The organism is Mycobacterium sp., from assembly GCF_049281135.1.
Taxonomy (GTDB): Bacteria; Actinomycetota; Actinomycetes; order Mycobacteriales; family Mycobacteriaceae; genus Mycobacterium.
This window is the reverse complement of record NZ_JBAPRN010000118.1, coordinates 1-25,881: the sequence shown is the minus strand read 5'-3', so window position 1 is coordinate 25,881 and position 25,881 is coordinate 1. Positions and strand designations below refer to the sequence as shown.

At 65.1% G+C, this 25,881-nt stretch carries 27 protein-coding genes and 1 pseudogene; 17 read left to right on the top strand and 11 right to left on the bottom strand.

What is annotated here, in order from left to right; translation table 11 throughout:
* Positions 1-34: 34 nt before the first annotated feature.
* Entirely contained in the window at positions 35-766 is a 732-nt protein-coding gene (locus tag WAN02_RS04800; RefSeq protein WP_422263030.1) for an enoyl-CoA hydratase/isomerase family protein, read from the bottom strand.
* A gap of 189 nt (positions 767-955) precedes the next feature.
* Here WAN02_RS04800 and WAN02_RS04795 point away from each other — a divergent pair, with 189 nt between their 5' ends.
* From WAN02_RS04795 to WAN02_RS04765, 7 genes are all read left to right on the top strand, one after another.
* Positions 956-2,161, top strand: a complete 1,206-nt coding sequence (locus WAN02_RS04795; protein WP_422263034.1) for a hypothetical protein — start codon at positions 956-958, stop codon at positions 2,159-2,161.
* Entirely contained in the window at positions 2,158-3,303 is a 1,146-nt protein-coding gene (locus WAN02_RS04790) for a sulfotransferase family protein (RefSeq protein ID WP_422263029.1), read from the top strand. The genes WAN02_RS04795 and WAN02_RS04790 overlap by 4 nt, the downstream gene beginning before the upstream one ends.
* Positions 3,300-3,950: a TetR/AcrR family transcriptional regulator gene (locus WAN02_RS04785; protein WP_422263028.1), complete on the top strand. Its 651-nt coding sequence runs from the start codon at positions 3,300-3,302 to the stop codon at positions 3,948-3,950. Before WAN02_RS04790 ends, WAN02_RS04785 begins: the two co-directional genes overlap by 4 nt.
* Before the next feature lie 15 nt (positions 3,951-3,965).
* Positions 3,966-4,769, top strand: a complete 804-nt coding sequence (locus WAN02_RS04780; RefSeq protein ID WP_422263027.1) for an SDR family NAD(P)-dependent oxidoreductase — start codon at positions 3,966-3,968, stop codon at positions 4,767-4,769.
* A 93-nt stretch (positions 4,770-4,862) separates the two neighbouring features.
* On the top strand, positions 4,863-5,639 hold the full coding sequence (locus WAN02_RS04775) for an enoyl-CoA hydratase/isomerase family protein (RefSeq protein ID WP_422263026.1): 777 nt from the start codon (positions 4,863-4,865) through the stop codon (positions 5,637-5,639).
* Positions 5,636-6,787, top strand: a complete 1,152-nt coding sequence (locus tag WAN02_RS04770) for a CaiB/BaiF CoA transferase family protein (RefSeq protein ID WP_422263025.1) — start codon at positions 5,636-5,638, stop codon at positions 6,785-6,787. Before WAN02_RS04775 ends, WAN02_RS04770 begins: the two co-directional genes overlap by 4 nt.
* An 18-nt stretch (positions 6,788-6,805) precedes the next feature.
* Positions 6,806-8,104 carry an acyl-CoA dehydrogenase family protein gene (locus tag WAN02_RS04765; RefSeq protein ID WP_422263024.1) on the top strand — a complete coding sequence of 433 codons (1,299 nt, stop codon included), beginning with the start codon at positions 6,806-6,808 and terminating at the stop codon, positions 8,102-8,104.
* Here WAN02_RS04765 and WAN02_RS04760 read toward each other — a convergent pair.
* Both WAN02_RS04760 and WAN02_RS04755 read right to left on the bottom strand, forming a co-directional pair.
* Positions 8,101-9,066, bottom strand: a complete 966-nt coding sequence (locus WAN02_RS04760; protein ID WP_422263033.1) for a phosphotransferase family protein — start codon at positions 9,064-9,066, stop codon at positions 8,101-8,103. The two genes, WAN02_RS04765 and WAN02_RS04760, sit on opposite strands and share 4 nt — an antisense overlap.
* The gene (locus WAN02_RS04755; protein WP_422263023.1) at positions 9,063-9,848 is read right to left on the bottom strand and encodes an SDR family NAD(P)-dependent oxidoreductase; all 786 of its coding nucleotides are present in this window, start codon (positions 9,846-9,848) and stop codon (positions 9,063-9,065) included. Before WAN02_RS04755 ends, WAN02_RS04760 begins: the two co-directional genes overlap by 4 nt.
* Positions 9,849-10,162: 314 nt before the next feature.
* Between WAN02_RS04755 and WAN02_RS04750 the strand changes: the two genes are divergently transcribed.
* From WAN02_RS04750 to WAN02_RS04740, 3 genes are all read left to right on the top strand, one after another.
* Positions 10,163-12,004: a beta strand repeat-containing protein gene (locus WAN02_RS04750; RefSeq protein WP_422263022.1), complete on the top strand. Its 1,842-nt coding sequence runs from the start codon at positions 10,163-10,165 to the stop codon at positions 12,002-12,004.
* Between the two features lie 410 nt (positions 12,005-12,414).
* A complete protein-coding gene (locus tag WAN02_RS04745) occupies positions 12,415-14,166 on the top strand; it encodes a hypothetical protein (RefSeq protein ID WP_422263021.1) in 1,752 nt (583 codons plus the stop codon).
* A gap of 91 nt (positions 14,167-14,257) precedes the next feature.
* The gene (locus WAN02_RS04740) at positions 14,258-14,626 is read left to right on the top strand and encodes a nuclear transport factor 2 family protein (RefSeq protein ID WP_422263020.1); all 369 of its coding nucleotides are present in this window, start codon (positions 14,258-14,260) and stop codon (positions 14,624-14,626) included.
* A gap of 4 nt (positions 14,627-14,630) precedes the next feature.
* Here the strand turns inward: WAN02_RS04740 and WAN02_RS04735 are convergent, their stop codons facing one another.
* From WAN02_RS04735 to WAN02_RS04725, 3 genes are read right to left on the bottom strand one after another with little or no spacing between them, the layout of a single operon-like run.
* Positions 14,631-15,446 carry an SDR family NAD(P)-dependent oxidoreductase gene (locus WAN02_RS04735; protein ID WP_422263019.1) on the bottom strand — a complete coding sequence of 272 codons (816 nt, stop codon included), beginning with the start codon at positions 15,444-15,446 and terminating at the stop codon, positions 14,631-14,633.
* Positions 15,443-15,859 (bottom strand): nuclear transport factor 2 family protein, encoded by a 417-nt coding sequence (locus WAN02_RS04730; protein ID WP_422263018.1) that lies wholly within the window; start codon positions 15,857-15,859, stop codon positions 15,443-15,445. Before WAN02_RS04730 ends, WAN02_RS04735 begins: the two co-directional genes overlap by 4 nt.
* Positions 15,856-16,899: a zinc-binding dehydrogenase gene (locus WAN02_RS04725; RefSeq protein WP_422263032.1), complete on the bottom strand. Its 1,044-nt coding sequence runs from the start codon at positions 16,897-16,899 to the stop codon at positions 15,856-15,858. Before WAN02_RS04725 ends, WAN02_RS04730 begins: the two co-directional genes overlap by 4 nt.
* Before the next feature lie 135 nt (positions 16,900-17,034).
* On the opposite strand from WAN02_RS04725, the gene WAN02_RS04720 reads away from it, so the two are divergent.
* Positions 17,035-17,859: a helix-turn-helix domain-containing protein gene (locus tag WAN02_RS04720; RefSeq protein WP_422263017.1), complete on the top strand. Its 825-nt coding sequence runs from the start codon at positions 17,035-17,037 to the stop codon at positions 17,857-17,859.
* Positions 17,860-17,864: 5 nt separating this feature from the next.
* On the opposite strand, the gene WAN02_RS04715 is transcribed toward WAN02_RS04720, so the two are convergent.
* Positions 17,865-18,587, bottom strand: a complete 723-nt coding sequence (locus WAN02_RS04715) for a hemerythrin domain-containing protein (protein WP_422263016.1) — start codon at positions 18,585-18,587, stop codon at positions 17,865-17,867.
* A gap of 158 nt (positions 18,588-18,745) precedes the next feature.
* Between WAN02_RS04715 and WAN02_RS04710 the strand changes: the two genes are divergently transcribed.
* Together WAN02_RS04710 and WAN02_RS04705 are read left to right on the top strand one after the other, a co-directional pair.
* Positions 18,746-19,672 carry a class I SAM-dependent methyltransferase gene (locus WAN02_RS04710; RefSeq protein WP_422263015.1) on the top strand — a complete coding sequence of 309 codons (927 nt, stop codon included), beginning with the start codon at positions 18,746-18,748 and terminating at the stop codon, positions 19,670-19,672.
* Positions 19,669-20,301 (top strand): class I SAM-dependent methyltransferase, encoded by a 633-nt coding sequence (locus tag WAN02_RS04705; RefSeq protein WP_422263014.1) that lies wholly within the window; start codon positions 19,669-19,671, stop codon positions 20,299-20,301. The genes WAN02_RS04710 and WAN02_RS04705 overlap by 4 nt, the downstream gene beginning before the upstream one ends.
* On the opposite strand, the gene WAN02_RS04700 is transcribed toward WAN02_RS04705, so the two are convergent.
* From WAN02_RS04700 to WAN02_RS04685, 4 genes are read right to left on the bottom strand one after another with little or no spacing between them, the layout of a single operon-like run.
* Positions 20,251-20,739: a DUF417 family protein gene (locus tag WAN02_RS04700; protein WP_422263013.1), complete on the bottom strand. Its 489-nt coding sequence runs from the start codon at positions 20,737-20,739 to the stop codon at positions 20,251-20,253. The two genes, WAN02_RS04705 and WAN02_RS04700, sit on opposite strands and share 51 nt — an antisense overlap.
* Before the next feature lie 49 nt (positions 20,740-20,788).
* Complete coding sequence (locus tag WAN02_RS04695; RefSeq protein WP_422263012.1) at positions 20,789-21,448, bottom strand: nitroreductase family protein; 660 nt, start codon at positions 21,446-21,448, stop codon at positions 20,789-20,791.
* Positions 21,449-21,508: 60 nt separating this feature from the next.
* Positions 21,509-22,243, bottom strand: coding sequence for a DUF899 domain-containing protein (locus WAN02_RS04690; RefSeq protein ID WP_422263011.1), 735 nt, complete (start codon positions 22,241-22,243; stop codon positions 21,509-21,511).
* Between the two features lie 22 nt (positions 22,244-22,265).
* Positions 22,266-23,051, bottom strand: a complete 786-nt coding sequence (locus WAN02_RS04685; RefSeq protein ID WP_422263010.1) for an SDR family oxidoreductase — start codon at positions 23,049-23,051, stop codon at positions 22,266-22,268.
* Positions 23,052-23,168: 117 nt separating this feature from the next.
* Between WAN02_RS04685 and WAN02_RS04680 the strand changes: the two genes are divergently transcribed.
* The 4 genes and pseudogenes from WAN02_RS04680 to WAN02_RS04665 all read left to right on the top strand — a co-directional run.
* Positions 23,169-24,116: a sigma-70 family RNA polymerase sigma factor gene (locus WAN02_RS04680; RefSeq protein WP_422263009.1), complete on the top strand. Its 948-nt coding sequence runs from the start codon at positions 23,169-23,171 to the stop codon at positions 24,114-24,116.
* Between the two features lie 96 nt (positions 24,117-24,212).
* On the top strand, positions 24,213-24,599 hold the full coding sequence (locus tag WAN02_RS04675) for a heme-binding protein (protein WP_422263008.1): 387 nt from the start codon (positions 24,213-24,215) through the stop codon (positions 24,597-24,599).
* An 11-nt stretch (positions 24,600-24,610) separates the two neighbouring features.
* Positions 24,611-24,883 carry a hypothetical protein gene (locus tag WAN02_RS04670; RefSeq protein ID WP_422263031.1) on the top strand — a complete coding sequence of 91 codons (273 nt, stop codon included), beginning with the start codon at positions 24,611-24,613 and terminating at the stop codon, positions 24,881-24,883.
* A gap of 198 nt (positions 24,884-25,081) precedes the next feature.
* A pseudogene (locus WAN02_RS04665) lies at positions 25,082-25,881 on the top strand (cation-translocating P-type ATPase); the annotation flags it as partial.

Sequence of the window (25,881 nt, the reverse complement as noted above, 5' to 3'; positions counted from 1 at the left end):
GCGTGGGCGATCCAGAGGCTCACAACGGCTACCCTCAGCGCCCGCGGGCCAGCGACTCGAGGAATGCGTTGATACGTTCGCGGGTTTCCTCCGATATCCAACTGGCCCGCACGTTTTCATCCGTGATGGTGCCCGCGTCGATCGCGGCGCGCACCGGCTTATGCAACTGCTTCTTGGTGGCGGCGTAGGCGGCCGGCGAGTACTGGCCGAGTTCGCGCGCGGTGCCCAGCGCCTGACTCAGCACCTCATCCTTCGGGACTACCGCATCGATCCATCCGCGGGCCACCGCAGTGTCGGCGTCGATTGTCTTGGCCTGCAACGCCGCCCGAGCCGCCGATATCCCCATCGCGTCCCGGCAGATTTCGAGCGCCGCCACCGGGAACGGGACACCGACCGCGAGTTCGGTGAGGCCGATCGTCCCACCGGACATCAGTCGCACATCGGCGCACATGGCCAACACGCACCCGCCCGCGATCGCGTGGCCGTTGATTGCCGCGACCACCGGCGCCGGGTGGTCATAGATCGCGAGAAAAGCCTCCGACAGCGCTTCAATGAATCGCCTGGCGTAGTCGGTTCCACCATCGGCGAGAGCGCGCAGGTCCACACCGGCCGAGAAGGCCCGACCGGCACCGGTGATGACGACCGGACCCTCGGCGCTGTGCATCGAGGCGATGATGAGCTCGAGCAAGTCGAGGTCGAGGGCATTCACCGGCGCGTTGTCGAACCGGACGATCGTCACGCCATCGGCTGTTTCGAGATCTGTCACGAGTCCTTCTTACAGCCCGGGCTTTGCGCGTCGACACAAAAGGCCCGAAACCGGCGCTTTCGGTCCCGCCATTGACAGGCTGCGGGTCCACTGTCATGGTTGTCGGGTACTAAACGAAAATGATGTTCTCAGATAAGGCGCAGCTATGCATGCAGACGCGGTGACGGTGTGAGCGCTGTGCAGCGACCGATGGCGTGGTTGCCGCACTCCATCGCCGAGGCGTCCACCGAGGCGCCGGCGGGCGGTGACGTGGGCTTGCCTGCGGCGTGGTCGCATCTGATGGACCAGCTCAACGCTGCGGCGCGGATCGTCGAATCCGATGCCGCAAGCCGAAATCGGGTCGATCTCGCGGCGGGAATGCGGCATCTGCTGGTGCTGCTGGCGACTGGCGTCGACGAGGCGTTGCGATTCGATCCCGATCCGATTCTGCGCGTCCAGCGCGCCAGCACGAGCGACATCCTCACCTGGGGGATGGAATGTCCGGACTGTCTGTACACCCGGGCGACAATGCGTGGTGGCGAGAGCTATCGGCTGTCCGGCAACCGCGGTACCGCAAGGTATGTCGGGCTGCAGACGATGAATGGCATCGTCTCTACCGCGAATGCACTGGTCGACGAGCTGGACACCGACGGTGACGGCAACTTCGAGGTGGTGTTGTCCGCCGACCAGCACGACGGCAACTGGATGCCGATCGACGGTGCGCATCCGACGCTGACCGTTCGACACTTCTTTTACGACTGGGACATCGAGACCCCGTCGTCGTTGCGCATTGAACGGATCGGCGATCCGGTGCGGCGTGAGGCCGTCGACGTCGATTCCGACGTAGTGGTGTCGCGGCAGTTGGTCGCCCTCGGTGATTTCGTACACGACAATCTCGAGTTCTTCCTGCAGTTCGGTGCGGCGGCGCCGCCGAACGGCTTTCTGCCGCCGATCGATCGCACCGCGATAGGCGCGGCCGCGGAGAACAAGCCCGTGATCGGGCGCTGGGAACTCGACCCTGAGCAAGCGTTGATCCTCGAAGTTGAACCGCCCCAAGGGGTTTACTGGAGCTATTCGCTCGGGAACCCGTGGTGGGAGACGATCCACTACGGCCGCCACCAATCCAGCCTGAACGCGCATCAGGCGGTGGTGGATTCCGACGGCCTGGTGCGAGTGGTGGTGTGCGGACGCGATCCCGGGGTGGCCAATTGGCTGGACACCGCGGGCTTCAGCAACGGCGCGATGATCCTGCGCTGCGTCCGCACCGATACTGCGCCGACACCGAGCAGCACGGTTGTCGCATTCGACGAGGTCGCCTCCGCGCTGCCCATGGACACCGCCAGGATCTCCGCCGACCAACGCGCATCGGTGGTCGAACGACGCCGGCACGCCGTCCACGAAAGGTTCGCCCTGTGACGTTTTCTGCCGACGAACTCGAAGACGGCGCGCGCGCCGCAACAGGGCTGAATCACTTCGGATCGCCTTATTACCGTGAGGGTTTGGAGCGCACTGTCGACGCTCTGAACAACGAGGCCGAGCTGTCCGAGATAGGCAACGTCATCCAGCACGCCACCATCAGCAACGCGCTGATCCAGCGACTCAAGGTCGAAGACACCTACGCACAGCACCCGGAGATCGGTGACGAGGTAGTGGGCGGACCCGTCTTCGTCATCGGGCTGCCCCGAACCGGAACCACGGCGCTGAGCCAATTGGTAGCCGCCGATCCGCAGTTCCGTTCGTTGCGGATGTGGGAATCGCAGGCGCCCACTCCCCCGCCTGAGACGGCCACCCAAGACTCCGACCCCCGCATCGCGCAGGCCGAAGAGGGCCTGCGGATGCTCGACGAGATGTTCCCGCTGATGAAGACGATGCACAACTCCGAGGCGACGGCGGCGACCGAATGCCAGGACCTGATGGGCATGAGTTTTCGCACCTTCCATTTCGACGGCGCGGTTCGGGTCCCTAGCTACCTGGACTGGCTGATGCACTGCGACATGCGCGAGACGTACACCTTCCACCGTCGGGTGCTCAAACTTCTGCAGTGGCATTGCCCGCCGACGCTGTGGCACCTGAAAACTCCGGTGCACATGTTCGCGCTGGACGCACTGATCGAAGCGTACCCGAATGCGAAATTCCTCTGGAGCCATCGCGATCCCGCCAAAGTCATGGGTTCGGTGTGCAGCCTGATCAGGTATGTGCGCAGCTGGAGCAGCGACCGCGACGACCCCGAGGAGCTGGGTGCAGAGCAGCTCGCGAGCTGGGCGGAAGCCATTCGGCGGGCGATGGACTTCCGCCAGCGCGTCGGTGACAGCCGGTTCGCCGATGTCGCCTTTGCGGACTTGCAGGACGATCCGGTCGGCGCGTTGCAGGCCGGCTACGCATCGTTGGGCCTGACGTTTTCCGACGATACCGAGCGAGCGGTCGAGCAGTGGGCCGGCGAGCACAAGCCCGGCTCGCGTGGCGCGCACGACTACGAGCTGTCCGACTACGGGCTGACTCCCGAGGCAGTCCGCGAACAATTCGCCGACTACCTGCGCACCTACGACGCGACCGGATGACCGCCCCCCGTACGCGGCGACGGAACAAGCTCGCTCCAGACCCCGACGTGCGCCGCACCATCGTCGCCGCCGCCTCAGAAGCCCTGCGCGAACAAGGAGTTCGGGGACTCAGCGTTGCCGCCGTCCTGGATCGTGCCGAGCTGAGCACCCGAGCGTTCTACCGGCATTTCGAATCGAAGGACCAGCTAGTTGCGGCGGTATTTCTCGAGATGGCCCACGCCGAGAAGCGAAGGCTACAAAGGAAGATGGCGAAGGCCGGCGACCCGGTCGAGGCCGTTGCCGCCTGGATCGACGGTCGGCTCGACTTGGCGTTCGACGAGAACATCAAATCCGATCTGCGGCTCTTGTCGTTGGAGGCCCAGTCGCAGATGTTCGCCGCTCCCGAGCTGATTCAGCCCGCCTTTGAAGAGATGCTCAAACCGCTGATCGAGCAGCTGAACGATGGGCTGAGGGACGGCGTGTTTCACGACGTCGATCCGGTGGCCGAAGCACAGTCGATTCAGGGCGTGGTTTGGGCGAGCACTGAACGACAATGGGCCGCAGCTAATTACGAACGCGCCGAGGTTAGACGACGAGCTCTCCGGTTCTGCCTGCGTGGCCTGGGAGTGAAGCCCGAAATTATCGTTGACATCGCCGCGCAGGAATGACTGTAAGGAGCAGCAATGGATCTGGGCCTGGCCGGATCGACCGCCGTCGTCACCGGCGGCAGCAAGGGTATGGGGCTGGCGATCGCGCAGACTCTGGCAGCCGAAGGCGCCAGTGTCGCGGTGATGGCGCGGGGTAGGGCAGCCCTGGACGCGGCCGTGCAATCGCTGCGAGCTGCTGGCGCACCCGACGCCGTCGGGATCAGCGTTGACATGACCGATGCCGCGTCGATCGCCCGCGGGTTCGACGAGGTTGCCGACCGATTTGGACGGCTGAACAGCCTGGTCCACACCATCGGGCCGGGCGACGGGTACTTCGAGCAGATGGACGATGCCGAATGGGACGCCGCCTTCACGTTGGGCACCATGGCGGGCGTCCGTTCTATTCGCGCCGCGTTGCCGATGCTGCGCACCGCGGACTGGGCCCGCATCGTCACCTTGTCCGCGCATTCCATCCAGCGGCAGAACCCCCGCATCGTCGCCTACACGGCCTCGAAAGCGGCCCTGTCCAGCGTCACCAAGAACCTGTCGAAAAGCCTTGCCAAGGACGGTATTCTGGTGAACTGCGTCTGTCCGGGGACCATCGTGACAGCAAGCTTCACCGAAAACCTCAAGGACATCCTCGCCGCCGACGGCCTCGACGCATCCGACCCGCACGACGTCATGACCTGGATCGACGACAACTTCCACCAACCGTGCGACCTCGGTCGCGCCGGGCTGCCCGAGGAGATCGCGTCCATCACCACCTACCTCGCCTCGAAGCGGAATGGGTACGTCACCGGCGCGACGGTGAACGTCGATGGAGGATCTGACTTCGTCTAGTCGCGATTGCGCGCGAGCGGTCGGGAAGAATAGCATTCTCCTGATTGGCGAATGAGTGTCTCAGAGCTCGCAAAGAAGGGAGCTCGATCAACCATGACCGACACGTTGAGCGTGCAGCGACCGCACACTGGCGTGGCCGTACTGCAGCTGAACCGGCCCGAGCGGCTCAACGCGATCAACGACGTCATGGTCGGCGAGCTCACCCAGACCCTTGTCGCCCTCGGGTCGGACAGCTCGGTGAACGCCGTCGTCTTGACCGGCGCGGGACGTGGCTTCTGCTCGGGCATCGACATGCGCGATTTCGGCCCGCGAATACCGGACGCGACCGCGCCGGCAATCGATCGCCTGAGATTCCAGGAATCGATGGCTGCACTGCCGCAGGCGGTCCGCGACATCCCGCAACCGGTGATCGCCGCGGTCAACGGTCCATGTGTTGGTGCGGGTCTGGCGCTGTGCCTGGCCGCCGACATCCGAATCTGCTCGACCGCAGCGACATTCGGCAACGGAGCGATCCTGCTCGGACTCTCCGGCGCTGAGATGGGGATGAGCTACTTCCTGCCGCGTATTGTCGGGACCAGCGTGGCCGCCGATTGGATGCTGACCGCCCGCACCGTCGCCGCTGAGGAAGCCGACCGCCGCGGGCTGGTCAGCGAAATCGTCGCGCCCGCGAGTCTCGCTGACCGTGCGCTCCAAATAGCCTCACGGATAGCCGAACTCACGCCGTTGGGCGTGCAACTAACGAAACGCGCGTTGCAGGTCAACACCGACGCCGCCGGATTGGAACCCGCGCTCGAACTGGAGAACCGCAACCAGGTACTCAGCCATGCGACCGACGAGGCCGCGGCGCGCCGGCAGTCGTGGTCGTCATGACGGGCCCGCTGCGCGGGGTGCGAGTAGTGATGATGGGCGGGCTGGGGCCCGGACCGTTCTGCGGCATGCTGCTCGGCGACCTCGGCGCTGAAGTGGTTCGGGTGGACCATGTTCGAGAGGTCGACGGGAAGCTGCCCATTGACTACACGGTGCGGCGCAACCAGCGCTCGATCGCGGTCAACCTCAAAGACTCGCGCGGCCCTGAGCTGGTACGGCGACTGGTCGCCGATGCCGACGCGTTCGTCGACGTATTCCGACCCGGCGTGGCCGAACGCCTGGGTATCGGGCCCGACGAGTTGCTCGACGCCAACCCACGGCTGGTGTACGCGCGGATGACCGGCTACGGCCAGGACGGCCCATACGCCGACCGGGCCGGCCACGACATCAACTACATCGCGTTGACCGGCGCGCTGCACGGCATCGGCACCGCCGAAAACCCGGTTCCACCATTGAATCTCATCGGCGACTACGGCGGCGGGGGCCTGCTGCTCGCCATCGGTTTGCTCAGCGCAATCCTGGAGGCCCGCCAGTCCGGTGAGGGTCAGGTGCTCGACGTCGCGATGGTCGACGGGGCGGCGACGATGATGGCCCCCTACTACGGCATGGTGCACGCCGGCACCTGGCGCGATCATCGGTGCGACAACATCCTCGACGGTGCGGCGCATTTCTACGGCGTCTACCGGACCGCCGACGACAAGCATGTCGCGCTGGGAGCGATCGAGCCGCAGTTCTATGCCGAGCTCTGTCAACGCCTCGAGGTGGACGTACCTCACGATGACGATGCGCCGTCGGCGTGGAGCGCCCATCGAGAAGCATTGGCCGCGCGGCTTTTACAGAAGACGCGTGCCGAGTGGGAGCAGCAACTCGGCACACCGGGGTCGTGCGCTACCCCAGTATTGACTATCACAGAGGCGCCGAGCCATCCGCACAACGTCGCGCGGCAGACGTTCATCGAGATCGACGGCGTGCCACAACCCGCGCCGGCGCCGCGCTTTTCCCGCACCGTACCGGCGCCCCCACAGTCGCCGTCGCTGCCCGGCGACCACACCGAGGCCGTGCTGGCCGGACTGGGATTCGACGACAGCGCGGTCGCCGAGCTGACCGATTCCGGCGTCGTCCGCCAGAGCGCGGCGGGCCGTAGCAATTGAGTAGCGAAAGGACGATCGGTGGCTTGGGACTTCTCGACTGACCCGGAATGGGCTGGACAACTCAAGTGGGTTGACGAGTTCGTACGTTCAGAATGTGAGCCAATTGACCTGATCGTCAAGGAGTCTCACGACCTCAACGACCCAGTGCGCCAGGCGCTGATTCCGCCGCTGCAGAAGATCGTCAAGGAACGCGGGCTGTGGGCGACCCACTTGGGACCGCACCTGGGTGGTCCCGGATACGGCCAGGTGAAGCTGGCGTTGCTCAACGAGATACTCGGCCGCTCCGAATGCGCACCGATCGTCTTCGGTTCACAAGCGCCGGACTCCGGAAACAGCGAGATTCTGGCCCACTACGGCACCCCCGAACTCAAGCAGCGTTATCTCGAGCCGCTGCTGGACAATCGGATTATCTCCTGTTTCTCGATGACCGAGCCGCAGGGCGGCGCCGATCCGAAAGAGTTCACCACCAGCGCGGTCCAGGATGGCGATCACTGGGTGATCAACGGCGAGAAGTGGTTCTCGTCGTTTGCGTCGATGGCGTCGTTTTTGATCGTGATGGCGGTGACGGATCCCGATGCCTCACCGTATCAACGTCATTCGATGTTCGTCGTGCCCGCTGAGACGGCGGGCATCAACGTCCTGCGTGATGTGGGTCTGGGTTACCAGCCGCTCGGCGGTGGCGGCCGCGAGGGTTATGTGCGGTACGAGAACGTCCGGGTTCCCGCCGATCACATGCTCGGTCCGCGCGGCGGTGCGTTCGTCGTCGCGCAGACCCGGCTCGGCGGCGGCCGGATTCACCACGCGATGCGCACCGTCGGCCTGGTTCGTCGGATCTTCGACATGCTTTGTGAGCGTGCCGTTTCCCGCCACACCCAGGGGCAGATGCTGAGCGACAAACAGCTCGTCCAGCAGATGGTCGCCGACTCATGGATGGAGATCGAGGCGTTCCGGCTGCTCACGTTGCAGACCGCGTGGAAGATCGACCAGCACAACGACTACAAGGCCGTGCGGGCGGACATCTCGGCGGTCAAGGCGATGATGCAGAAGGTGTTGCACGATGTGTCGGCCCGCGCGCTGCAACTGCACGGATCGCTGGGCACGACGCACGAAATGCCGTTCGTCCAGCACCTTGTCGAGTCGTTCGTGTTGGGGTTGGCCGACGGTCCGACCGAGGTGCACAAGGTCACGCTCGCGCGGTTACTGCTCAAAGATCGCACGCCGTCACCCGACGTGTTTCCGTCCGAACACATTCTGCGGCTGAGGGCAGCGGCCGAGGCCAAGTTCGCCGACCAGCTTGCCGGCATACCGCGGAGCTAACCGAGTAACTTGCGCGCCCGCGACAGCAGGTGCGGCAGCGTCGACGCCATCGCCTCCAATTCGGGATTCGGCGTGCTGCGCCGGCGGTTGTGCTTGACGATCAGCGACCACGTCGCGGTCGACTTGAAGCAGGCCAGTGCGCAGAACCAATCCAGCTCTGGCACTTCGCTTCCCATCGCAGTGCGGTAGCTCGTTGCCAGCTCGTCGAGCGACGGTACCGCCGCGGCGTATCGGGTGGGGCGGCGGTAGGTGCGCGGGTCGCAGTTGGTCAGAAACCATCCGGCGTCGACGCGCGGATCCCCGACCGACCAGATCTCCCAGTCGATGATGGCCGTGATGCGATCCTGCTCGGCTAGTAGGTTGCCGAGCCGAAAATCGCCGTGCACGATGGCGGGCGGCAGGGGCCGCGGTGCGCTGAATCGCAGCGCGGTCGCGACCTCGCGCCACCCAGGTGCGAGCTTGGCATCGGTGGTCTCCAGCGTGCGGCACCACCGCTCGACTTCGTCACGCAACCCGGTGACCGGCTCCGACGCCAGCCCCACGGCGTCGCGAGCAAGCCGATGCAGCTGGGCCATCGCCGTGGCCGCATTCTTGAATCGTTCCGCGACGACGGGTTCGGGCCCACCGTCGAGATCGTCGAAGAGCGGCTCACAGTTGTTCCCGTCAATAAAAGACATCACGAAAAGCGGCGGCACGTCGGGCGGGTCACCGGGGTCCTCGAAAAGCAGTTCCGGAACCGGTACCGCTGTCGGGCTCAGCGCCCGGATGATGCGGGCTTGCCGCAACACGTCACGATGCGCGATCGGGGGTACTCCCGGCGGAGCTACTTTGACGATCACGCGTTGATTTCCGCGCTGTCCTGCGTAGGTCAGGCTTGAAGCACCACCGGCCAACGACTCCAGCGCAGAAACGTCTCGTGACGAAAGTCGCTCAGCAAGCTGGACGAGCAACGGGTCGGTCAGTGCAACCACCCGATTTCACGCAGAAACGGCTGCGTGTGCGCAATCCTGCCGGTCATCGTTGTGGGGTCTCCCGTAACCAGGGTCAGCGCGGTTTGAGTGATGAGCTCGATGTCTTCGGTGTCGGTCTTGGCCAGATCGAGAGTCCCGGCGCCGGGGGTCGCCACCGGGTTCGACGGAGCCGCCGCGTTCACCGCGATCCCATCGGTATACAGCTCGGCCGCAAGGCTTTTCGTGAAGCGGTTCAGTGCCGCCTTGACCGTGCCGTATACCCCGAAGCCGGCGGTGCGGTCGAACTCGGAGAACGGCGGCCCCTCAGGCATATCGCCACTGAGCGAGGTGATGTTGAGTATCCAGCCGCAGCCCCGTTCGCGCATGGCCGGGATCGCCAGCTGGGACAGATGCATCGGTGCCAACAGGTGCATTTCGATCATCAACCGTGCGCGCCGCTCCGGAAACTCGTCGAGTGGCCGCAGGAACGTCACCGCGGCGTTGTTGACCAGAATGTCTGGTGCACCGGCTTCTTCGACCAGCTTTGCGTATATCTGTTCCCGGTCTTCGGATTTGGACAAGTCAGCCTGGATGGCGATGGCCGTGCCGCCGGCGGTGGTGATCTCGTCGAGCGTCTGCTGCAGCGACCCGTGATATTTCGGATCAGGCTCGAGGGTGCGGGCAGTGAGCCCGACCGTCGCGCCTTCTTCGGCCAATCGCTGCGCGATTGCCTTGCCCAGCCCTCGGCTGGCGCCGGTCACCAGGGCGATCTTGCCGTCGCAGGCTCCTGCCATCGTCCGACCCATCTCCTCGGCGAGCGGAGAACAGCTTCTCCGATAGTGAGAATCCCGTTCCGGGATGGCTCGAAGTATAGGGCGCGGCGACCCAGCAGCGGCGCTCCAGTTTCCTAACACGTCGTTGGTACAAAGGTAGTTACTAGACGTCCCGCTGTGAGTTCGCCCCGATGCGTTGCCACGGGCCAAATGTGACGTGCAACATCTGACGTGAAATTTCTCAGATCCAATTCAGATATCCCTCAGCGTTTTCTCAGTGCTTCGAACGGCTTGAGTTCGGAACGCTATGAAAACTGTGCGTTAGGAGCCCCTTCATGCATCATCGCGTAATCCTCGCTGGCTTGGCGGCCACTGGCGGGCTGTTGACGACCGCGTTTCTGCAGGCAGCTGTCGCCGTCGCCGATACCGGCACCGATGTCGTCAGCGCTACTGGCGCGGACGCCTTCACCATCGGCAACTACACCTTCGACCCGTTTACCACCCCCCTCCTCCCTAATGGCAATCCCGGCGCCCTAGATCAGGTCGCCCCTTACGGCATCGAGACCGAGGGCTTCGCTCCTGTCGACCCATTCAGCAGTGCGCCCCCGCTGTTGACCCTCGGCGGCGCAACAGTCGATGACCTCAATACTGGCCCCCAGTACTTCGAGGTGTACAGCTCCAGCGGCACCAATCTCGGCAGCATCGACGCCGGTGAGGACGTGACGAACCTGGCGGGCTTCACCAACACACAATTCGCTGTCAGCGACGTCTGGCCCGCCAGCGGTGAGGCTGACTCGGCTTTGCCGACCGTGGGATCGGTGTATGACTCCTTCAACCTCGGCAACGGATACGACAACGTCTACACCGCGATCCCCAGCACCAGCGGCGGAGCCGACACCGTCACCGACACGCTGGTCACGCCGTACGGCAACGTCAACCTCGACTCGTTGTTCGGCAGTATCGACGCCGCCGCGCCGCTGCAGCCGGGCGACGCCTTCACCGGTCTCGTCAACAGCGCCGTCGCTCAAGACGCCTTCACCATCGGCGGCTACACCCTGGACCCCACCCTGGCGGCCGGCGGCGAGGGCTTTGACCCGGTCGCCTCCACTGCCGGCGCGGCGCCGCTGCTGAACATCGGCGGCGTGTCGCTCAGTGATCCCTCTGTTGCAGGCGACAGTATCGACGCCCAAGACTTCACCGTCTACGACGGAACCGGGTCGAACGCCTCTGACGTCGGGACCATTACCACCGGCGAGGATGCGACCAACTTGTTGGGCTTGACCAACACGGAGCTCGTCGTCACCGGTTCCACCGCCGCCAGCGGGGACACCAGTTCGCAAGCCGCGGACCTGCCGGCGACCGGAACGGTGTTGGACGCGTTCAACCTCGGCAACGGGTATGAAAACGTCTACACTGCCACTCCGGGATCCAGCGGCACCGTCACCGACACCCTGGTGACGCCCTACGGCAACATCAACCTCGACTCACTGTTCGGCAGCATCAATGCCGCCGACCCGCTCAACCCGGGCGCTGCCTTCACCGCGTTCACCGCACTCGAGGGGGGCGACAGCTCCATCGGCGCCGATGCCTTCAGCATTGGCGACACAACCTTCGACCCCATCCTGACCAACCAGGTTACGGGCCTTCCGACCGGAGCCGAAGGCTTTGACCCTGTCACCCAGACCCTGGGTGTACCACCGCTGTTGAACCTCGGCGGCGGCGTCCTTAGCATTCCCATTCCGGACGACCCCAGCATCCCGCTGGCGACGCAGGACTTCAACGTCTACGACGGCACCGGAGCGAGCGCCACCGAGGTCGGCAACATCAGCACCGATGAGGATGTGACCAACCTGTTGGGCTTGACCAACACGGAGTTCACCGTCGCAAGTGTCACCGGCACGTCCGCGGATCTGCCGTCAGTGGGTTCGGTCTATGACGTCTTCAACCTCGGTAACGGGATCGAGAACGTCTACAGCTCCATCGCGGACGCCAGTGGCACCAGCGGCACCGTCACCGACACACTGGTGACGCCATGGGGCGACCTCAACCTGGACTCGCTGGTCGGTGGCATCGACGCCGTTTCGGCGCTGGACCCGGGTGCTGCCTTCACCGCTGGTCTCGACGCGGCGTCTGCTGCAGCCACCGGTATCGACCCGCTCGCCTTCCTCGGTCTGTAACGAGGATCAGCGAACACGTCTGAACAGCACTACCGAACATCCCAGGTCCCTCGGGGCCTGGGATGTTTGGCGTTTAAGGCCGTCGTTACTAACGCTAGCCAGCAAAGTCGGCGGGACGCCGTACCGGGGTGACTGAGCCCTGCCTGAGTGTCGTTGCAAATCGACTCAGCCCGTGTCCGGCGATGGTGCTTGCCAGAGCATGGATCTGAGCTGCGATTTAGTGGGCCGTTTTGGCGGCTTTGCCCTGTTGACGCGGTGTCAGTTAGCTGGGAATCCGTTGGCAACCTGAGATTTGCCCAAGAAACTGTATTGACTTTCTATATTACTCCTGAGTAATCTCCCGTGTCGTTACTCACAAGTAACAACCACGCCCGCCCTGCATCACAAACCCGGATAAGTAGGAGCTTCACATGCATCATCGTTTGGTCCTGGCTGGTCTAGCGGCCACTGGCGGACTGTTGACCACCGCTTTTCTGCAGGTGGCTGTCGCTGCCGCCGACGTCAGCGCCGACGGTGCGGACGCCTTCACGATCGGCAGCTTCACCTTCGACCCGTTCACCTCGCCTGGCGTCGAGGGCTTCGACCCAGTCGCTCCGCTCAGCGGTTCAGCACCGGTGCTGACCCTCGGCGGCGGCGTAGCGCTCGGCTCTCCCCTTGCTAGCCAAGACTTCGAGGTGTTCAACGCCTCAGGCACCGACTTGGGGAGTATCCAGGGCAACGAGACGATTGCCAGCCTCTTCGGCTTGACCAACGCCGAGTTCACCGTTGCCAGTGACACCCCCGCCGACGGTGGAAGCGCCTCGGATTTGCCGACGGTGGGATCGGTCTACGACGTGTTCAACCTGGGCAACGGGTACGAGAACATCTACACCGCCACCCCCGGAACAGACGGCACCGTCACCGACACCCTGGTGACGCCGACCGGCGACGTCAACCTGGACTCGCTGTTCAGCTTCAACGCTGCGGATCCGATGCAGCCGGGCGACGCCTTCACCGGTCTCGAGGTTGGCAACATCACCGGCGCCACAGACGCTTTCAGCATCGGCGGCTTCACCTTGGACCCCTTCACCGGCACCGGCGCTGCCGAGGTCGAAGGATTCACTCCGGTCGCCCCGCTTGCGACAGTTGCGCCGCTGTTGGAGATCGGTGGCTCGTCGCTCGGTGATCCTTCCAACGCCGGGAACGACATTGCTACCCAAAGCTTCGATGTCTACAGCGGCAGCGGGTCGAGTGCCACCGACATCGGGACCATTACCACCGGCGAGGATGTCACGAACCTGTTGGGCTTCACCAACACTCAACTCGTCGTCACCGGTGCCACCGCAGCCGACGGTGGAAGCGCTTCGGACCTGCCGACGGTGGGATCGGTCTACGACGCGTTCAACCTGGGCAACGGGTACGAGAACGTCTACACCGCGATCCCGGGTGCGACCGCCGGGAGCGACACCGTCACCGACACCCTGGTGACGCCGTTCGGCAACGTCAACCTGGACTCGCTGTTCGGCGGCATCGACGCCGCTGCCCCGCTCAGCCCCGGCGACGCCTTCACCGGTCTAGAGGCAGGCGACAGCAGCATCGGCGCCGACGCTTTCACCATCGGCGGCACCACCTTCGACCCCACCCTGACAGCGGCCGAAGGCGGAGGCGAGGGCTTCGAACCGGTCAACCAACTCGTCGGTGTACCACCGCTGTTGGACCTCGGCGGCGGCACGCCGACCCTTGTTCTCGGCGGCACGCCGTTCGTGATTCCGCTGGCGGCGCAGGACTTCAACATCTACGACAGGACCGGGACCGAGGTCGGAAGTATCGTCGGAAATGAGGACGTGACCAACCTGTTGGGCCTCACCAACACCGAGTTCACCGTCGCAACCGTCACAGCCGCGGCCGGTGAATCTGGCTCGACGGCACTGCCGACAGTGGGATCGGTGTACGACGTCTTCAACCTCGGCGACGGTATCGAGAACGTCTACAGCGCAATCCCGGGCGTCAGTGGCGCTGCCGGCACCGTCTCCGACACGTTGGTGACGCCATGGGGCGACCTCAACCTGGACTCGCTGGTGGCTGGCATCGATGCCGCTTCGGCGCTGGACCCGGGTGCCGCATTCGACGCGGCGACCTCTGCGGCCTCCGCAATCGACCCGCTGGCCTTCCTCGGTCTGTAGGTCTGAACAGCACAGCCAAACATCCCAGGTCCTTCAGGGGCCTGGGATGTTTGGCATTGATGGCCCGGCTCGCTAAGCGTAGGAATATGCAATGGGTCAAACTGATGACGCCGGTGTGGTCGAGCGTTATCTGGCGTGTCTGGCGGTGCACGACTGGGACGGCTTGGCGGCCACGATCGCGGACGAGGATCTGATCCGAGAGGGTCCGTACTGCGACGTCATCGAGGGCAAGCAGCGGTATCTGAAATTCCTGCGCGGCGTGTTCGCCGAGCCGGAGGGCTACCGGTTAGACGTGCATCGAATCTCACACGCGTCGGATCGGCTGTGCTATGTCGAGCTAAGCGAGACCTTCGAGGCCGACGGTGTGCCCACCGAATATCCGGAATGCCTTGTGTTCGAACAGAATCCCGACGGGATGATCAACCGGGTCAGCGTGTTCATCAAACAGGTTGGCCGCTGACGGGTCAGTCGCTGCCCATGGCCGCTGCCTGCGCTTGCGTCATGAGCCTGACGGCCTCGTTGCGGGTCAGCGACGCGAGCATCGGCACGACGGCGCGCATCATTTCGCCGACCATCAAAGTCGGTCCGTTGCTGAGGTTTTCGAACGCCTCGGCGATCACCTGGTCGACGCTGTCGGCATCCGGCGGCGCCGTGTCCTCAGAGCTCAGATGACCGCGGCTGTGTTCGAGTCGCCGGAGCGCCGGTGTGTTGGTCTTGCCGAGGATCAGGCCGAGCACGTCGACCCCTTTGTCGTGCAACTCGCTCCACAGTGCTTCGGTGAACACCATGTCGAACGCCTTGGTGGCGCCATAGGCCACCATGTTCGGTCCGCCGGCAAGCCCGGCGCCCGAGCCGAACAACACGATGCCGCCGCTACCCCGTTGCACCATCGGCGGGGCGAAGTGATGGCACAACTGCATCGGCACGATGCAGTTGCGCTGCACCATCGCCTCGGCGGTCTCGATCGAGTTGGCCAGAAACGGCTCGAAGTTCGGGTCGGCCCCGGCGCAGTACACCAGAAAGCCGATCTCGAGGTCATCGGTGGCGGCAGCGATCGCGGACGTGGCGCCACGATCAGCGAGATCGATTGCCAGCGTGCGGGTTTGGGCGCCGGTGCGATCGGCGATTCCGGCCGCTACCTGGTCGAGCAGCGCCTGGCGCCGCGCGACCAGCACGACGTTCACGCCGCGCTCGGCGATCCCCTGGGCGAACGCGGCGCCCACACCGTCGGATGCGCCGGCCACCAGCGCCCACGGGCCGTACTTGGCTGGGAATGTCATGACGGATCCCCCACCGGTGCTATCCGCACCTGGGTGAATCGGCGACGGGCGACCCGCCACCCGTCGTCGCCGCGGACCAGCTCGTCGTCGTAGAAGCCGGCGGCATTGACCCCGGAGTTGTTATCGCCCACCATGATCAGCGCGTCGACATAGGTTCGCGATTCCGCCTTGTCGCCGTCGACGGTGATCACCTGATTGGTCAACCGGTGCATGGTGTGGCTTGCCATCGAATGCGCCTGCTGCATGAACTCCGTGATCGCGTCGACGCCCTTCCAGGAACCAACCTCGCCGTAGTTCAGCTCGCAGTCGTCGGTGAACACCGTGCGGAATAACGGCCAGTCCCGGCGATCGATGCCCGTCGCATAGCGCAGCAGCACTTCAGCGATGTCTTGACGATCTTCTCGCTCGCTCACTTCACATCTCCGTTCGGGTGGACGATGATTCGCGCTGGCCCAGTGGACTTTCGGGCCGAGTCAAGGGCATCGGGCACCTCGTCGAGACCGACGACCGCTCCGACACTGGGTAGCGGATCCAGTCGCCCCGCGACGATCGCGTCAAGTGTGCCGTACCAGTCCTGCGGGTGCGGGCCGCCGCCGAATTGGATGGTGACGCCTTGGCGGGTCGCGTCGGTGATGTTCAGCGAGTCGCCGGTGTACCAGCCTCCGGCGCAATAGATCCGGGTCCCGATATCGACGGAGTCGACGATCTTCTGGATCAGGCCCGACGCGCCGACGCATTCGAAGACAACCATCGGTCCCCACAGTCCGCGCTCGACACGCAGCTCCCGCCACACATCGAACGGCGATCGTCCGGCCGGGTCCACCGCGACATGGGCGCCGAAGCTTTTGCACGCGAGGTCGCGGCGTTCGGAGTTGTAGTCCGACACGATGATCGGCTCGATACCGCGGGCGGCCAACGCGGCGACCGCCGACAACCCAATCGCGCCGGCGCCGATGACGACCGGAATCTCGCCGGCCTCCATCCGCGCGGAGCGCACATAGAACTCACCGACGGCGAACGCATCGGTCAGAGCCGCGGCATCGCTTGATGCGTCGCCGTCTACGGGTTTGGCCAATGTCTCTGCGATCACCAGTAATTCACCGAAGCTGCCTTGCGCCTCCGGGTGCTGGCCGATGATCCGCACGCCGTCCGCGCCGCCATTGACCACCCGAATGGGAATGGAGGTGACGCGCGTGCCGACCGGAAACTGTTCGGTGCAGTCCGGCCCGTACCCGATGACCTCGCCGACGAATTCGTGGCCGAGCACGATGTCGCGGTCGGCGTCATAGAGCGAACGGCCGGTCGGATCGTTGATCCCCATCTCCGGGTGATCCATGAAATGCACGTCCGACGCGCAGATCGCGGTACTCAACGTTCGCAGCAACATCTCGCCGGATCCCGGCACCGGGTCGGCGACCTCTCGCACGTCGAGCCGACCGTCACGCAACACCACCGCACGCATCCGCGCACTCCTTCGGGCTTGGCTGTTCTCGACTATTCGAGATAGTATCTCGATAATCTGAGGGTCAGACTACGAAGCGCCGCGAAAGGAAGTCAAGCCATTCCGTCATCGCCACCGACCACACGCGTGCTCGATGTGATCGAGCTGCTTGCCGCCGCCACCGAAGACCGGCTCCGGTTCTCCGATGTGGTACGCGAACTGGGGCTGACCCAGGCGACCGCGCACGCGATCCTGACCACATTGTGCGATCGCGGTTGGGTCAATCGTGATCCCATCGACAAGACGTTTTCGTTGGGGCCGGCGCTGGCAGTGGTGGCGACGCGGGTCGAAACCGCGCGCCCGCTGGCACACAGCGCGCGAATCACCGCGCTGAACCTTGCCGGGGAATTCAGTTATGCCACATCGGTTGTCGAGCGAGTCGGCGATTCGCTGGTGATCACTGCCTTTGAGGACGCCGGTCGGCGGTCCAGCGGCGCGCCGGGCGAACGGATCCGTTACGCCCCGCCTTTCGGAGTCGCATTCGCCGCCTGGGATACCCCCGAGGAGCAGCGGGCCTGGATCGAGCGCAGCGCTGCCACCAACGATGTGCTCACGCGGCGCCTCGAAAAGGTGCTGGCCCGCACCCGTCAGCGTGGGTTCGACGTGGACTGCACGACGCCGGCATTGACCCAGGCCGCCCACGTGATGGGAACGCTGCCCAGTGACGGACTGCCCGACCACGTCCGCGAGATCACCGATCAGCTCCTGACGGAATTCACCACGATTGGCTTCCTACCCGATGACGACAGCGCGCGCCAGGAGCAGCCGGTGGCGACGATCGCCGCGCCGGTCTTCGACCCCCGCGGCCGCGTCGCGATGATTGTGGCCGTCCATCCGCTGGAGGCCCTGACACGTAAGCGGATCGATGCCATCGGACGGCGCGTCGCGCGAGTCACGACGGACCTACACTGACGGACTTAGTTCGGTGTGAACTGACTCAAATCGTATATGCCGAGGCTCTTTTCGATATCGGCGACTTTGTCGACCACACCTTCGAAGCCGGCCTGCCCGAATCGCCGGTGCTCCTCGTCCTCGAAGGTATCGGCCATGTCGCGAAATTCCTTCGCGGGCACTACCTGGCGCAACGTCGGGAAAACGACGGTATCTTCGCGCGCTTCATGCGGCTCATACATTCGGATGAACGCCGACATGTCCTCCACCAACGCTTCCCGCTTAGCCTGATCGAGCGCTGCACCGACGCTGGTGGCGGCGACCACCCGGGCGGTCAGCACGCGACCTCGCGCATGCTGGGTGCGTAATACCGAGGTGACGTCGGTGAGTTTGCCCGCCTGCTCCAGCTTCGGGAAAACATGCTGCTCTTCCAGTTGCTCGTGATAGTCCTCGATAAAGCTTCGAATGATCGCCGCGCCGGCGTTGAGCGCGTCGACCGGAAGCTGTTCGCTCGCCTGCAGGCGGCGGATTCCTTCGCGATAGATCAGCAGTACGCGTTTGAGTACTCCGTGCTCGCGCATCAAGTCTTCGGGTGGAGTGACCGGCACTTCGCCTTCTGCGGGCGTGCCGGGCTCTGCTGCCTTGGGCTGCGGCTTGTCGCACGCCGATAGCGCGATCGCGCCTGCGGCCGATATGGACACCCCCAGAAGCCGACGTCGGCCGAGGGCGGGGTTCGGCGGATTTGTCACGGTGACTCCTTGATTCACCAACCCCAACACGGGATCGCTGAGTCGTCAACCGGAGCAAACCGCCAGTAGGGGCATGATTGGAGGCGCCAGAACTTGATAGATCGGCTAAATACTTGTTATGCTAACTAAGTACGTCCCGACTATCTTAGGAGCACGCGATGCCGCGCACCGATAACGACACCTGGGACCTCGCGACCAGCGTTGGAGCAACAGCCACGATGGTTGCCGCGGCCCGAGCCGTCGCCACCAAAGCCGACAACCCCCTGATCAACGACCAGTTCGCCGAGCCACTCGTGCGAGCCGTCGGGGTGGATTTCCTCACCCGATGGGCCGCCGGGGAGTTGGACGCCGCGAACGTCGACACCGAGGACTCCAGCTGGAAGCTTCAGCAGATGCCCGACGCGATGGCCGCCCGGACCCGTTTCTTCGACGCGTTCTTCCACGAGGCGACCGGCGCCGGTATCCGCCAAGCGGTGATCCTGGCCTCCGGGCTCGATGCCCGCGCTTACCGGCTGGACTGGCCCGCCGACATGACCGTCTTCGAGGTCGACCAGCCCGAGGTGATCGCGTTCAAGACCCAGACGCTGGCCGAGTTGGGCGCGAGCCCGACCACCGAACGCCGCACGGTCGCCATCGACCTTCGGCAGAACTGGCCGGCCGCGTTGGTGGACGCCGGTTTCGACCACCTTCAGCCCACCGCGTGGATCGCCGAAGGGCTGCTCGGTTACCTGCCGCCGGACGCCCAGGACCGGTTGCTGGACAACATCTCCGCGCTCAGCGCCGACGGCAGCCGGCTGGCCACCGAGGCCATCCCGGACATGCCCGACGTTGACAAGGAGAAGGCTCGCGAGTTGATGCAGCAGGCCACCGAGCAGTGGCGCGCCCACGGCTTCGATCTGAACTTCGAGGAGCTCGGCTACGAGGGCGACCGCGCCAACGTCGCGGAATACCTCGACGGGCTGGGCTGGCGCTCTGTCGGCCGGCCGATGAGTGAGTTGCTGGCCGAGCACGGCCTTCCGCCGGTCCCGCAGACCACCGACTCGGTGTCGATGGCCGACACGATCTACTACACCTCGGCCAAGTGACGCATACACCGCAACGTCGCGGATTCAACGACGCCGTCACGCGGCTCTGGGGTGTGGCTGCCCCGGCCTACAACCTGCCGTTCCTGCAGCAGTGGGTCTACCGCCCGGCGCACGACGAGGTGGTCGCGCAGTTGCGCGACCACCAGTCGGCGCGGATAGTCGACGTCGCTTGCGGCACAGGCATTCTGGCTGACCGGATCGAACGCGACCTGCACCCCGCCGCGGTCTACGGCGTGGACATGTCCGAGGGCATGCTCAACCAAGCCCGCTCCCGATCGAGCGTGGTGCAGTGGCAGCGCGGCCCGGCCGAGCAGTTGCCCTTCGACGACGCGGCATTGGATGCGGTCGTGACGACCTCGGCATTCCACTTCTTCGACCAGCCGGCGGCATTGCGTGAGTTCCACCGCGTGCTGTCCCCGGGCGGGCTGGTGGCCGTGTCGACGATGAGTTCACGGCAGTCACTCCTACCGGCGGCCAGCAGGTTGAAAGCCGCGCACAGTCCGTCGTCCGCCGAGATGCGGCGACTGTTCGAGGGCGCGGGGTTCACCATCGTCGAGCAGCATCGGGTGCGGCGGCCGCTATGGACGCGACCCATCGCCGACCTGTTCACGGCTGGCGTAAAGAGCTGAAGCCTGCAGCGCCTCACCCAATGTCCACACCGCGACACCCAGCAGCACAACATCTTTGAGTAGAAACTGTCCGGGCAACGCCGAGAGCACCGGCACCGGGCCGACAAACCGGCTGACAACACCGGGCGTGGTGAACAAAAAGCTCAACGTCCCACAGAACAGCACGATCGCCAGCGCGCTGCCGATCGCCGACAGCCGCGGCGATACCGGTCGAGTGACGATCAGAATCGCGGCCACGATTTCCAGCGTCCCCAGGCCGCGCGCCACGGTGTTGACGCTGAACACGTCGTAGACCCAGCTCATCAAGGGGCTGTGCTCGATCAGCACGCGGCTTTCCATCTTGATGTATTTGCCGAATCCGATCCACGCCAGCGTCAGGGCCAATCCATACCGGCTGATCGCCTGCCCCAACGCTGAAACGCGTGTAGCCGTAGACAAATCAATTCTCCATTCGAGTTACACGCAGCGTCTCGGCTGAGACAACGGGTCACCGCTCCGATCGGTTCACGGTTCGCTCGGCCGCGAGATCGTCCCAGCGGTCGAGGTTGACCACCTCGCCCAACGGCCGGCGACGCACCGGTCCGTGCCGTCCCTTCGGCCAGCCGACCACGATGTGCCCGGCCAGCATCCAGTCGTCGGGCACGCCGACGGCGTCCCGCAGAAGTTGCTCGCCGCCGTAGGCTCCCCAACTGGTCAGACAGGCGCCCAGGCCTTGAGCGCGGGCGGCCAGCAGGAAATTCTGCATGGCCGGAAAGATCGAACCACCCAGCAGGAGTTCCGACGCCGTCGGAAAGTGCTTCTGCGCGAACAGAACCGACGTGAATTCACCGGCCCGATCGTGCAACTCGTAGGTGGCACGGTTGGTGCGGGCGCGTCGGCTGTTGTCATCGTCGGACGGTCGGCTCATCCCATAGACGGGCTCGATCACCTCCAACGCGCGGGCCGCCGCCTCGGCCACCACGGCCCGCTGCTCGGGCGATCGCAGCACGACGAAACGCCATGCCTGCGCGTTGGCCCCCGATGGCGCCCACATCGCCGCCTGCAGACATCGTTCCAACGTGGCGTCGTCAACCGGCTCGTCGGTGAAGCGCCGGATCGTCCGGGCGGTCGACATCGCCTCCCAGACGTCACTGGTAGCTCCCGACATGCCGGCTCCCTTCAGGCGTCCCTCCGAAAGAGAACCTACTGCCGAACAGATGCCCCGATGTCAGGTGCGCGGTGGACGCTGGTCGTCCGGATCGTTCGGATCAGGCTCGCCGAACCATCGTGACGGCTCGTGCTCGCCGTATGCGTCGTGCCAATCCCACCATTCGTAGGGCGCGCTCTGGGGGTAGCCCTCCGGCGAGTCCTCCCAGAGTTCCTGCCGGCCCAGCGGCGTCATGTCCAGAAAGCTCCAGGTGTTGCCCAACACCTCGTCGCCGCGGTTGTTGATGAAGTAGGTGCGGAAAACCCGGTCCCCGTCGTGGATGAACACGTTGGTGCCGTGCCACTCGTCTACGCCGAAGTCGACGTCGAAGTTGTCGGTGATCGTGTACCAGGGCATCTGCCAGCCCATCCGCTCCTTCAGACGCTTGATACCGGGTTGCGGCGCACGCGAGGCGAACACCAGCGTGACATCGCGGGCGTTGAGGTGGGCCAGGTTGCCTATGTGGTCGGCGATCATCGAGCAGCCGCGGCAGCCATGGTCGGGCCAGCCGTCGATGTCGGGCCCGACGAAGGCGCGGTAGACGAGTAGCTGACGGCGACCCTGAAACAGGCCCAGCAGGTTGACCTTCCCCTCGGGTCCCTCGAACTCGTAGTCCTTGTCGACAGCCAGCCACGGCATCCGCCGTCGCCGCGCGGCGAGCGCGTCGTGCGCGCGCATCACTTGCTTTTCCTTCACCAGCAGCTCTTGATGCGCGGCCGTCCACTCCTGCGCCGACACGATCGGGGGTGTGTTCATGGGTGTTCTCCGCCTTTCGATTTCAGTTGTTCGCGGCCAGCGCCGACAGGCCTGCCGCTGTGAGGAGGTAGGAGCCGTGATCCCGGTGCCGACCCGTGGCGAGCTCCACTACCGACCGGCCGACCTGCTCCGCCGTGAGCGCGGGCCCGCCGGCCTTGACGAAAGTCTCGACGTCGACGCCCTGCCGACCGGCGTACGCCGCGACCGCCTTGGCGCCCAACTGGGTAGCGGGTGTCAGCCGCGGCAGGATGGAGACGAATTCGATGCCCAGGCCGGCCCGCTGCGATTCGATTGCGGCGTAGTCGGCGATGAACTTGACGGCGGCCTTGGCGCCCGCGTAGCCGCCGCTGAGCGGTGAGCCGTTGATCGCGGCGCCACTGGACATCGCGATCACCGAACTGCCCGGTGCCAGCGGGCGCCGCAGCGCATGCCGACTCCAGTGGAACGCCTGGGCGACATCGACGTCCCACGTCTGGCTGAAGCTCTCCCATGTCTGGTCCTGCAACGGGCTCATCGTCGGGCTCGCCCCGGCGCACAGCACCAGCGTGCGCGGCCGGTGCTGATCGATGAGCCGATTGGCAACATCCGGGTCAGCCGCGTCGGCGATCACCGGGCTGAACGCATTCCCGAGCTCGTCGCGCAGCTCGTCGAGCTGTGCGCGGCCGCGGGCGAGGCCGACGACATGTGCGCCGGCTTCTGCCAGCGCCGCGGCGATGGCGCGGCCGAACCCGCGGCTGACGCCGGTCACGATCGCGGTCGTGCCGACCAGCGAATCAACGTGGTTCTCAATCGGTTGGTAAACGGTCATAGTGATTGGATACGTCGCGAAGCCGGAATTCATCGCTGCGCGGCCGATGAATTTTCCGGGCCGGATGTCTCTGTACTGATGTAGGCATGCGTACCCACCCGCAATAGGAGAACGACCGTGCCGGCCCAAGAGGATTTCATCGAGCAGGCGGCGCCATTTCGTGCCGAATTGATCGCACACTGCTATCGCATGCTCGGCTCGGTGCACGACGCCGAGGATCTCGTCCAAGAGACTTACGTGCGCGGCTGGCGCGGCTACTCGGCGTTCGAAGAACGTGCCGCGCTGCGGACCTGGTTGTACCGGATCGCCACCACCGCTTGTCTGCGCGCATTGGAAAACAAGGCCCGCCGGGTGTTGCCCGCGGGTCTGGGTGCCGGCTCGGACGACCCGGACACCGACCTCGACGCACACAGCGGCGGCCATCACTGGCTTGAGCCGCTACCGGATGCGTTGACGCCTGAGACCGCGTTCAACGCTCGGCACAGTGTGCGGCTGGCGGTCGCCACGGCGCTGCAAGAACTTCCGGCGCGTCAACGTGCGGTGCTGATCCTGCGCGACGTCGTGCAGTTCAGCGCCGCCGAAGTCGCCGAGCTGCTCGAAACCACGCCGTCGGCGGTCAACAGCGCGCTGCAGCGAGCGCGCGCTCATCTCGCCGACGTTGCTCCGAGCGAAGAGGACGTGGCCGAGCCCGATGACACGGATCGACGCGAGTTGCTCGACCGCTATTGCGCGGCCTTCGAAAATGCCGATCTTGCGGCGCTCACCGAGCTGCTGCAAACAGACGTCAGGCTTGAAATGCCGCCGCTGCCGGTCTGGTTCACCGGACGCGACGCCGTGACCCGGTTCCTGGCTCAGCGAGCGTTCGCCGAACCCGGTGACATGGTGCTCGTCCCGACCGCCGCCAACGGGCAGCCCGCCGTCGCCGAGTATCGCCGCGCACCCGACAACGTGATGCGGGCGCATTCGATACACGTCATTACCGGCGGCGCGACCGGGATAGCCGGGATCGTGGTTTTTCTTGATCCGGAGCTGTTTTCGGTGTTTGGTCTGCCGCCGACACGCTGATCTGCTTTGAGGTCAATCAGCCAGAGCGACCCGCCGCATCTGTTTAGCTCTAGGCGGGGTACAACCGCGATCGGTGACCGCACAAAGGAGCCAGTGATGTCTCTCTCGAAGTTCATGTCGCGTCGGGTCGTAGTCAGCGCTGTTGGTGCCGGGGTGATTGCCGGCACGGTGGTGTCCAGCGGCGCAGGAATTGCCGCGGCTGATCCGACGCCCCGGCCACCAAATTGCTCAGCCGCAGACGTGGCCGGCGTTGCCGCCAGTGTCGCGACGTCGCTAACCACCTACCTGTTCACCCACCCGGACGTGAATGGGTTCTACACCGGACTGCAGGATCAGCCCAAGGATCAAATCGGGGGCCAGGTGCAGAACTATTTCAGCAACAATCCGCAGGAGGAAGCCGAGCTCGAAGGCATCCGTCAACCGCTGACCGACATCCGGGAACGTTGCAATTGGACTCCGCTCCTTGGGCAGGGCACCGCATGAACCCAAAGCAGGTGCGGGCCTGGATCGCCGCAGGGATTGCGGTGTTGGCCGTCACGTCGAATGCCGTTGTGACCACTGTGGCCAACGCCGACGTGTGTGCAAGCGTCGGCCGGCGGATCTCGGTGAGCGGGTGCAGCAATGTTGCTGACACGATCAACGGCTACGTCCCGCCGCCGGCAGACTACGCGCCACTGCCGGGGGACTTTCCGCCTCCGCCGCCACCGCCGCCGGTCAACGTCTGCGTTGGCGCCGGCCGACGCATCCATATCAGCGGTTGCACATAAATCCGATCCGAATCTGACGGATCGACTCACTCGCACAGGCCAGGTGCGAGTTCTTCGCACGGCTGCATGCTGTCGTAACACGTACGCTCGTCTACTAACGGGGGGTGACCGCTTTCTCCCCATTTCGTCGTACAGCCACGGCCGCCGCTGTGCCGAGGCGGAGCTGATCGACACCGTAGACGTTGTGAAGGATGGGTAATGAAAGTTCCGGGTGTAACCGCCTTGGTCGGTGGGGTCGCCGGTGGAGCGGTGCAAATGTTGCAAGCCGGGGTGCAGGGCGTCACGACGGCAGCAGATGCCGTGCAGACGCTCACCGAACCGGTGCTCGATTCCGTGAGCCAGTCGACGACACGCCTGCTGGGGATCACTCGGCCGTCCAACGGCAACCGGGACGGCGCCTCGGCGACCGTGCGCTGGCAGAGCGGGCAACGAGTGCACCTGGACCTGGACCCGCTGCTGCCGTTCCCGCGCTGGCACGAGCATGCGGCAGTGGTCGAAGATCCGGTCCGCAAAATTGCCGGCGTGGCCAACGCCCACGTCGAAGGGGCTTTGGGCCGGCTGGTGGTCGAGATCGACGACGGTGTCGACGCCGACGACGTCCTGGATACCGTGCGCGATGTGGTGAACTCCGCCGCCGCCGACCTGGCCGCCGCGGGACGAGAGCCGCAGATCCGGACCGCGCCGTTCGCCGATCCCGGTAACCCGCTGGCGGTCCTGGTGCCGCTGACCGCGGCCGCCTTCGACGCCGTCGCGATCGGTGCCGCAGTCACCGGTTGGGTGATCAGGCTGCCCGCGGCACCAAAGACCACCCGAGCCGCGGCCGCCCTGCTCAACAATCAGCCGCGAATGATCGCCGTGCTCGAGTCGCGGCTGGGCCGGGTCGGCACCGACCTGGTGCTCAGCGCCTCGACGGCGGCCGCCAACGGATTGACCCAGGCGGTCGGCACGCCGGTGCTGAACTTGGTCGAGCGCGTCCTGCAAATCTCCGAAGCCGAGGC

Coding starts and splice junctions, on each gene's coding strand:
- WAN02_RS04795 (WP_422263034.1), top strand. CDS start 956: ATGGCGTGGTTGCCGCACTCCATCGCCGAGGCGTCCACCGAGGCGCCG.
- WAN02_RS04785 (WP_422263028.1), top strand. CDS start 3,300: ATGACCGCCCCCCGTACGCGGCGACGGAACAAGCTCGCTCCAGACCCC.
- WAN02_RS04780 (WP_422263027.1), top strand. CDS start 3,966: ATGGATCTGGGCCTGGCCGGATCGACCGCCGTCGTCACCGGCGGCAGC.
- WAN02_RS04775 (WP_422263026.1), top strand. CDS start 4,863: ATGACCGACACGTTGAGCGTGCAGCGACCGCACACTGGCGTGGCCGTA.
- WAN02_RS04770 (WP_422263025.1), top strand. CDS start 5,636: ATGACGGGCCCGCTGCGCGGGGTGCGAGTAGTGATGATGGGCGGGCTG.
- WAN02_RS04755 (WP_422263023.1), bottom strand. CDS start 9,848: ATGGCAGGAGCCTGCGACGGCAAGATCGCCCTGGTGACCGGCGCCAGC.
- WAN02_RS04750 (WP_422263022.1), top strand. CDS start 10,163: ATGCATCATCGCGTAATCCTCGCTGGCTTGGCGGCCACTGGCGGGCTG.
- WAN02_RS04745 (WP_422263021.1), top strand. CDS start 12,415: ATGCATCATCGTTTGGTCCTGGCTGGTCTAGCGGCCACTGGCGGACTG.
- WAN02_RS04740 (WP_422263020.1), top strand. CDS start 14,258: ATGGGTCAAACTGATGACGCCGGTGTGGTCGAGCGTTATCTGGCGTGT.
- WAN02_RS04735 (WP_422263019.1), bottom strand. CDS start 15,446: ATGACATTCCCAGCCAAGTACGGCCCGTGGGCGCTGGTGGCCGGCGCA.
- WAN02_RS04710 (WP_422263015.1), top strand. CDS start 18,746: ATGCCGCGCACCGATAACGACACCTGGGACCTCGCGACCAGCGTTGGA.
- WAN02_RS04695 (WP_422263012.1), bottom strand. CDS start 21,448: ATGTCGGGAGCTACCAGTGACGTCTGGGAGGCGATGTCGACCGCCCGG.
- WAN02_RS04690 (WP_422263011.1), bottom strand. CDS start 22,243: ATGAACACACCCCCGATCGTGTCGGCGCAGGAGTGGACGGCCGCGCAT.
- WAN02_RS04685 (WP_422263010.1), bottom strand. CDS start 23,051: ATGACCGTTTACCAACCGATTGAGAACCACGTTGATTCGCTGGTCGGC.
- WAN02_RS04675 (WP_422263008.1), top strand. CDS start 24,213: ATGTCTCTCTCGAAGTTCATGTCGCGTCGGGTCGTAGTCAGCGCTGTT.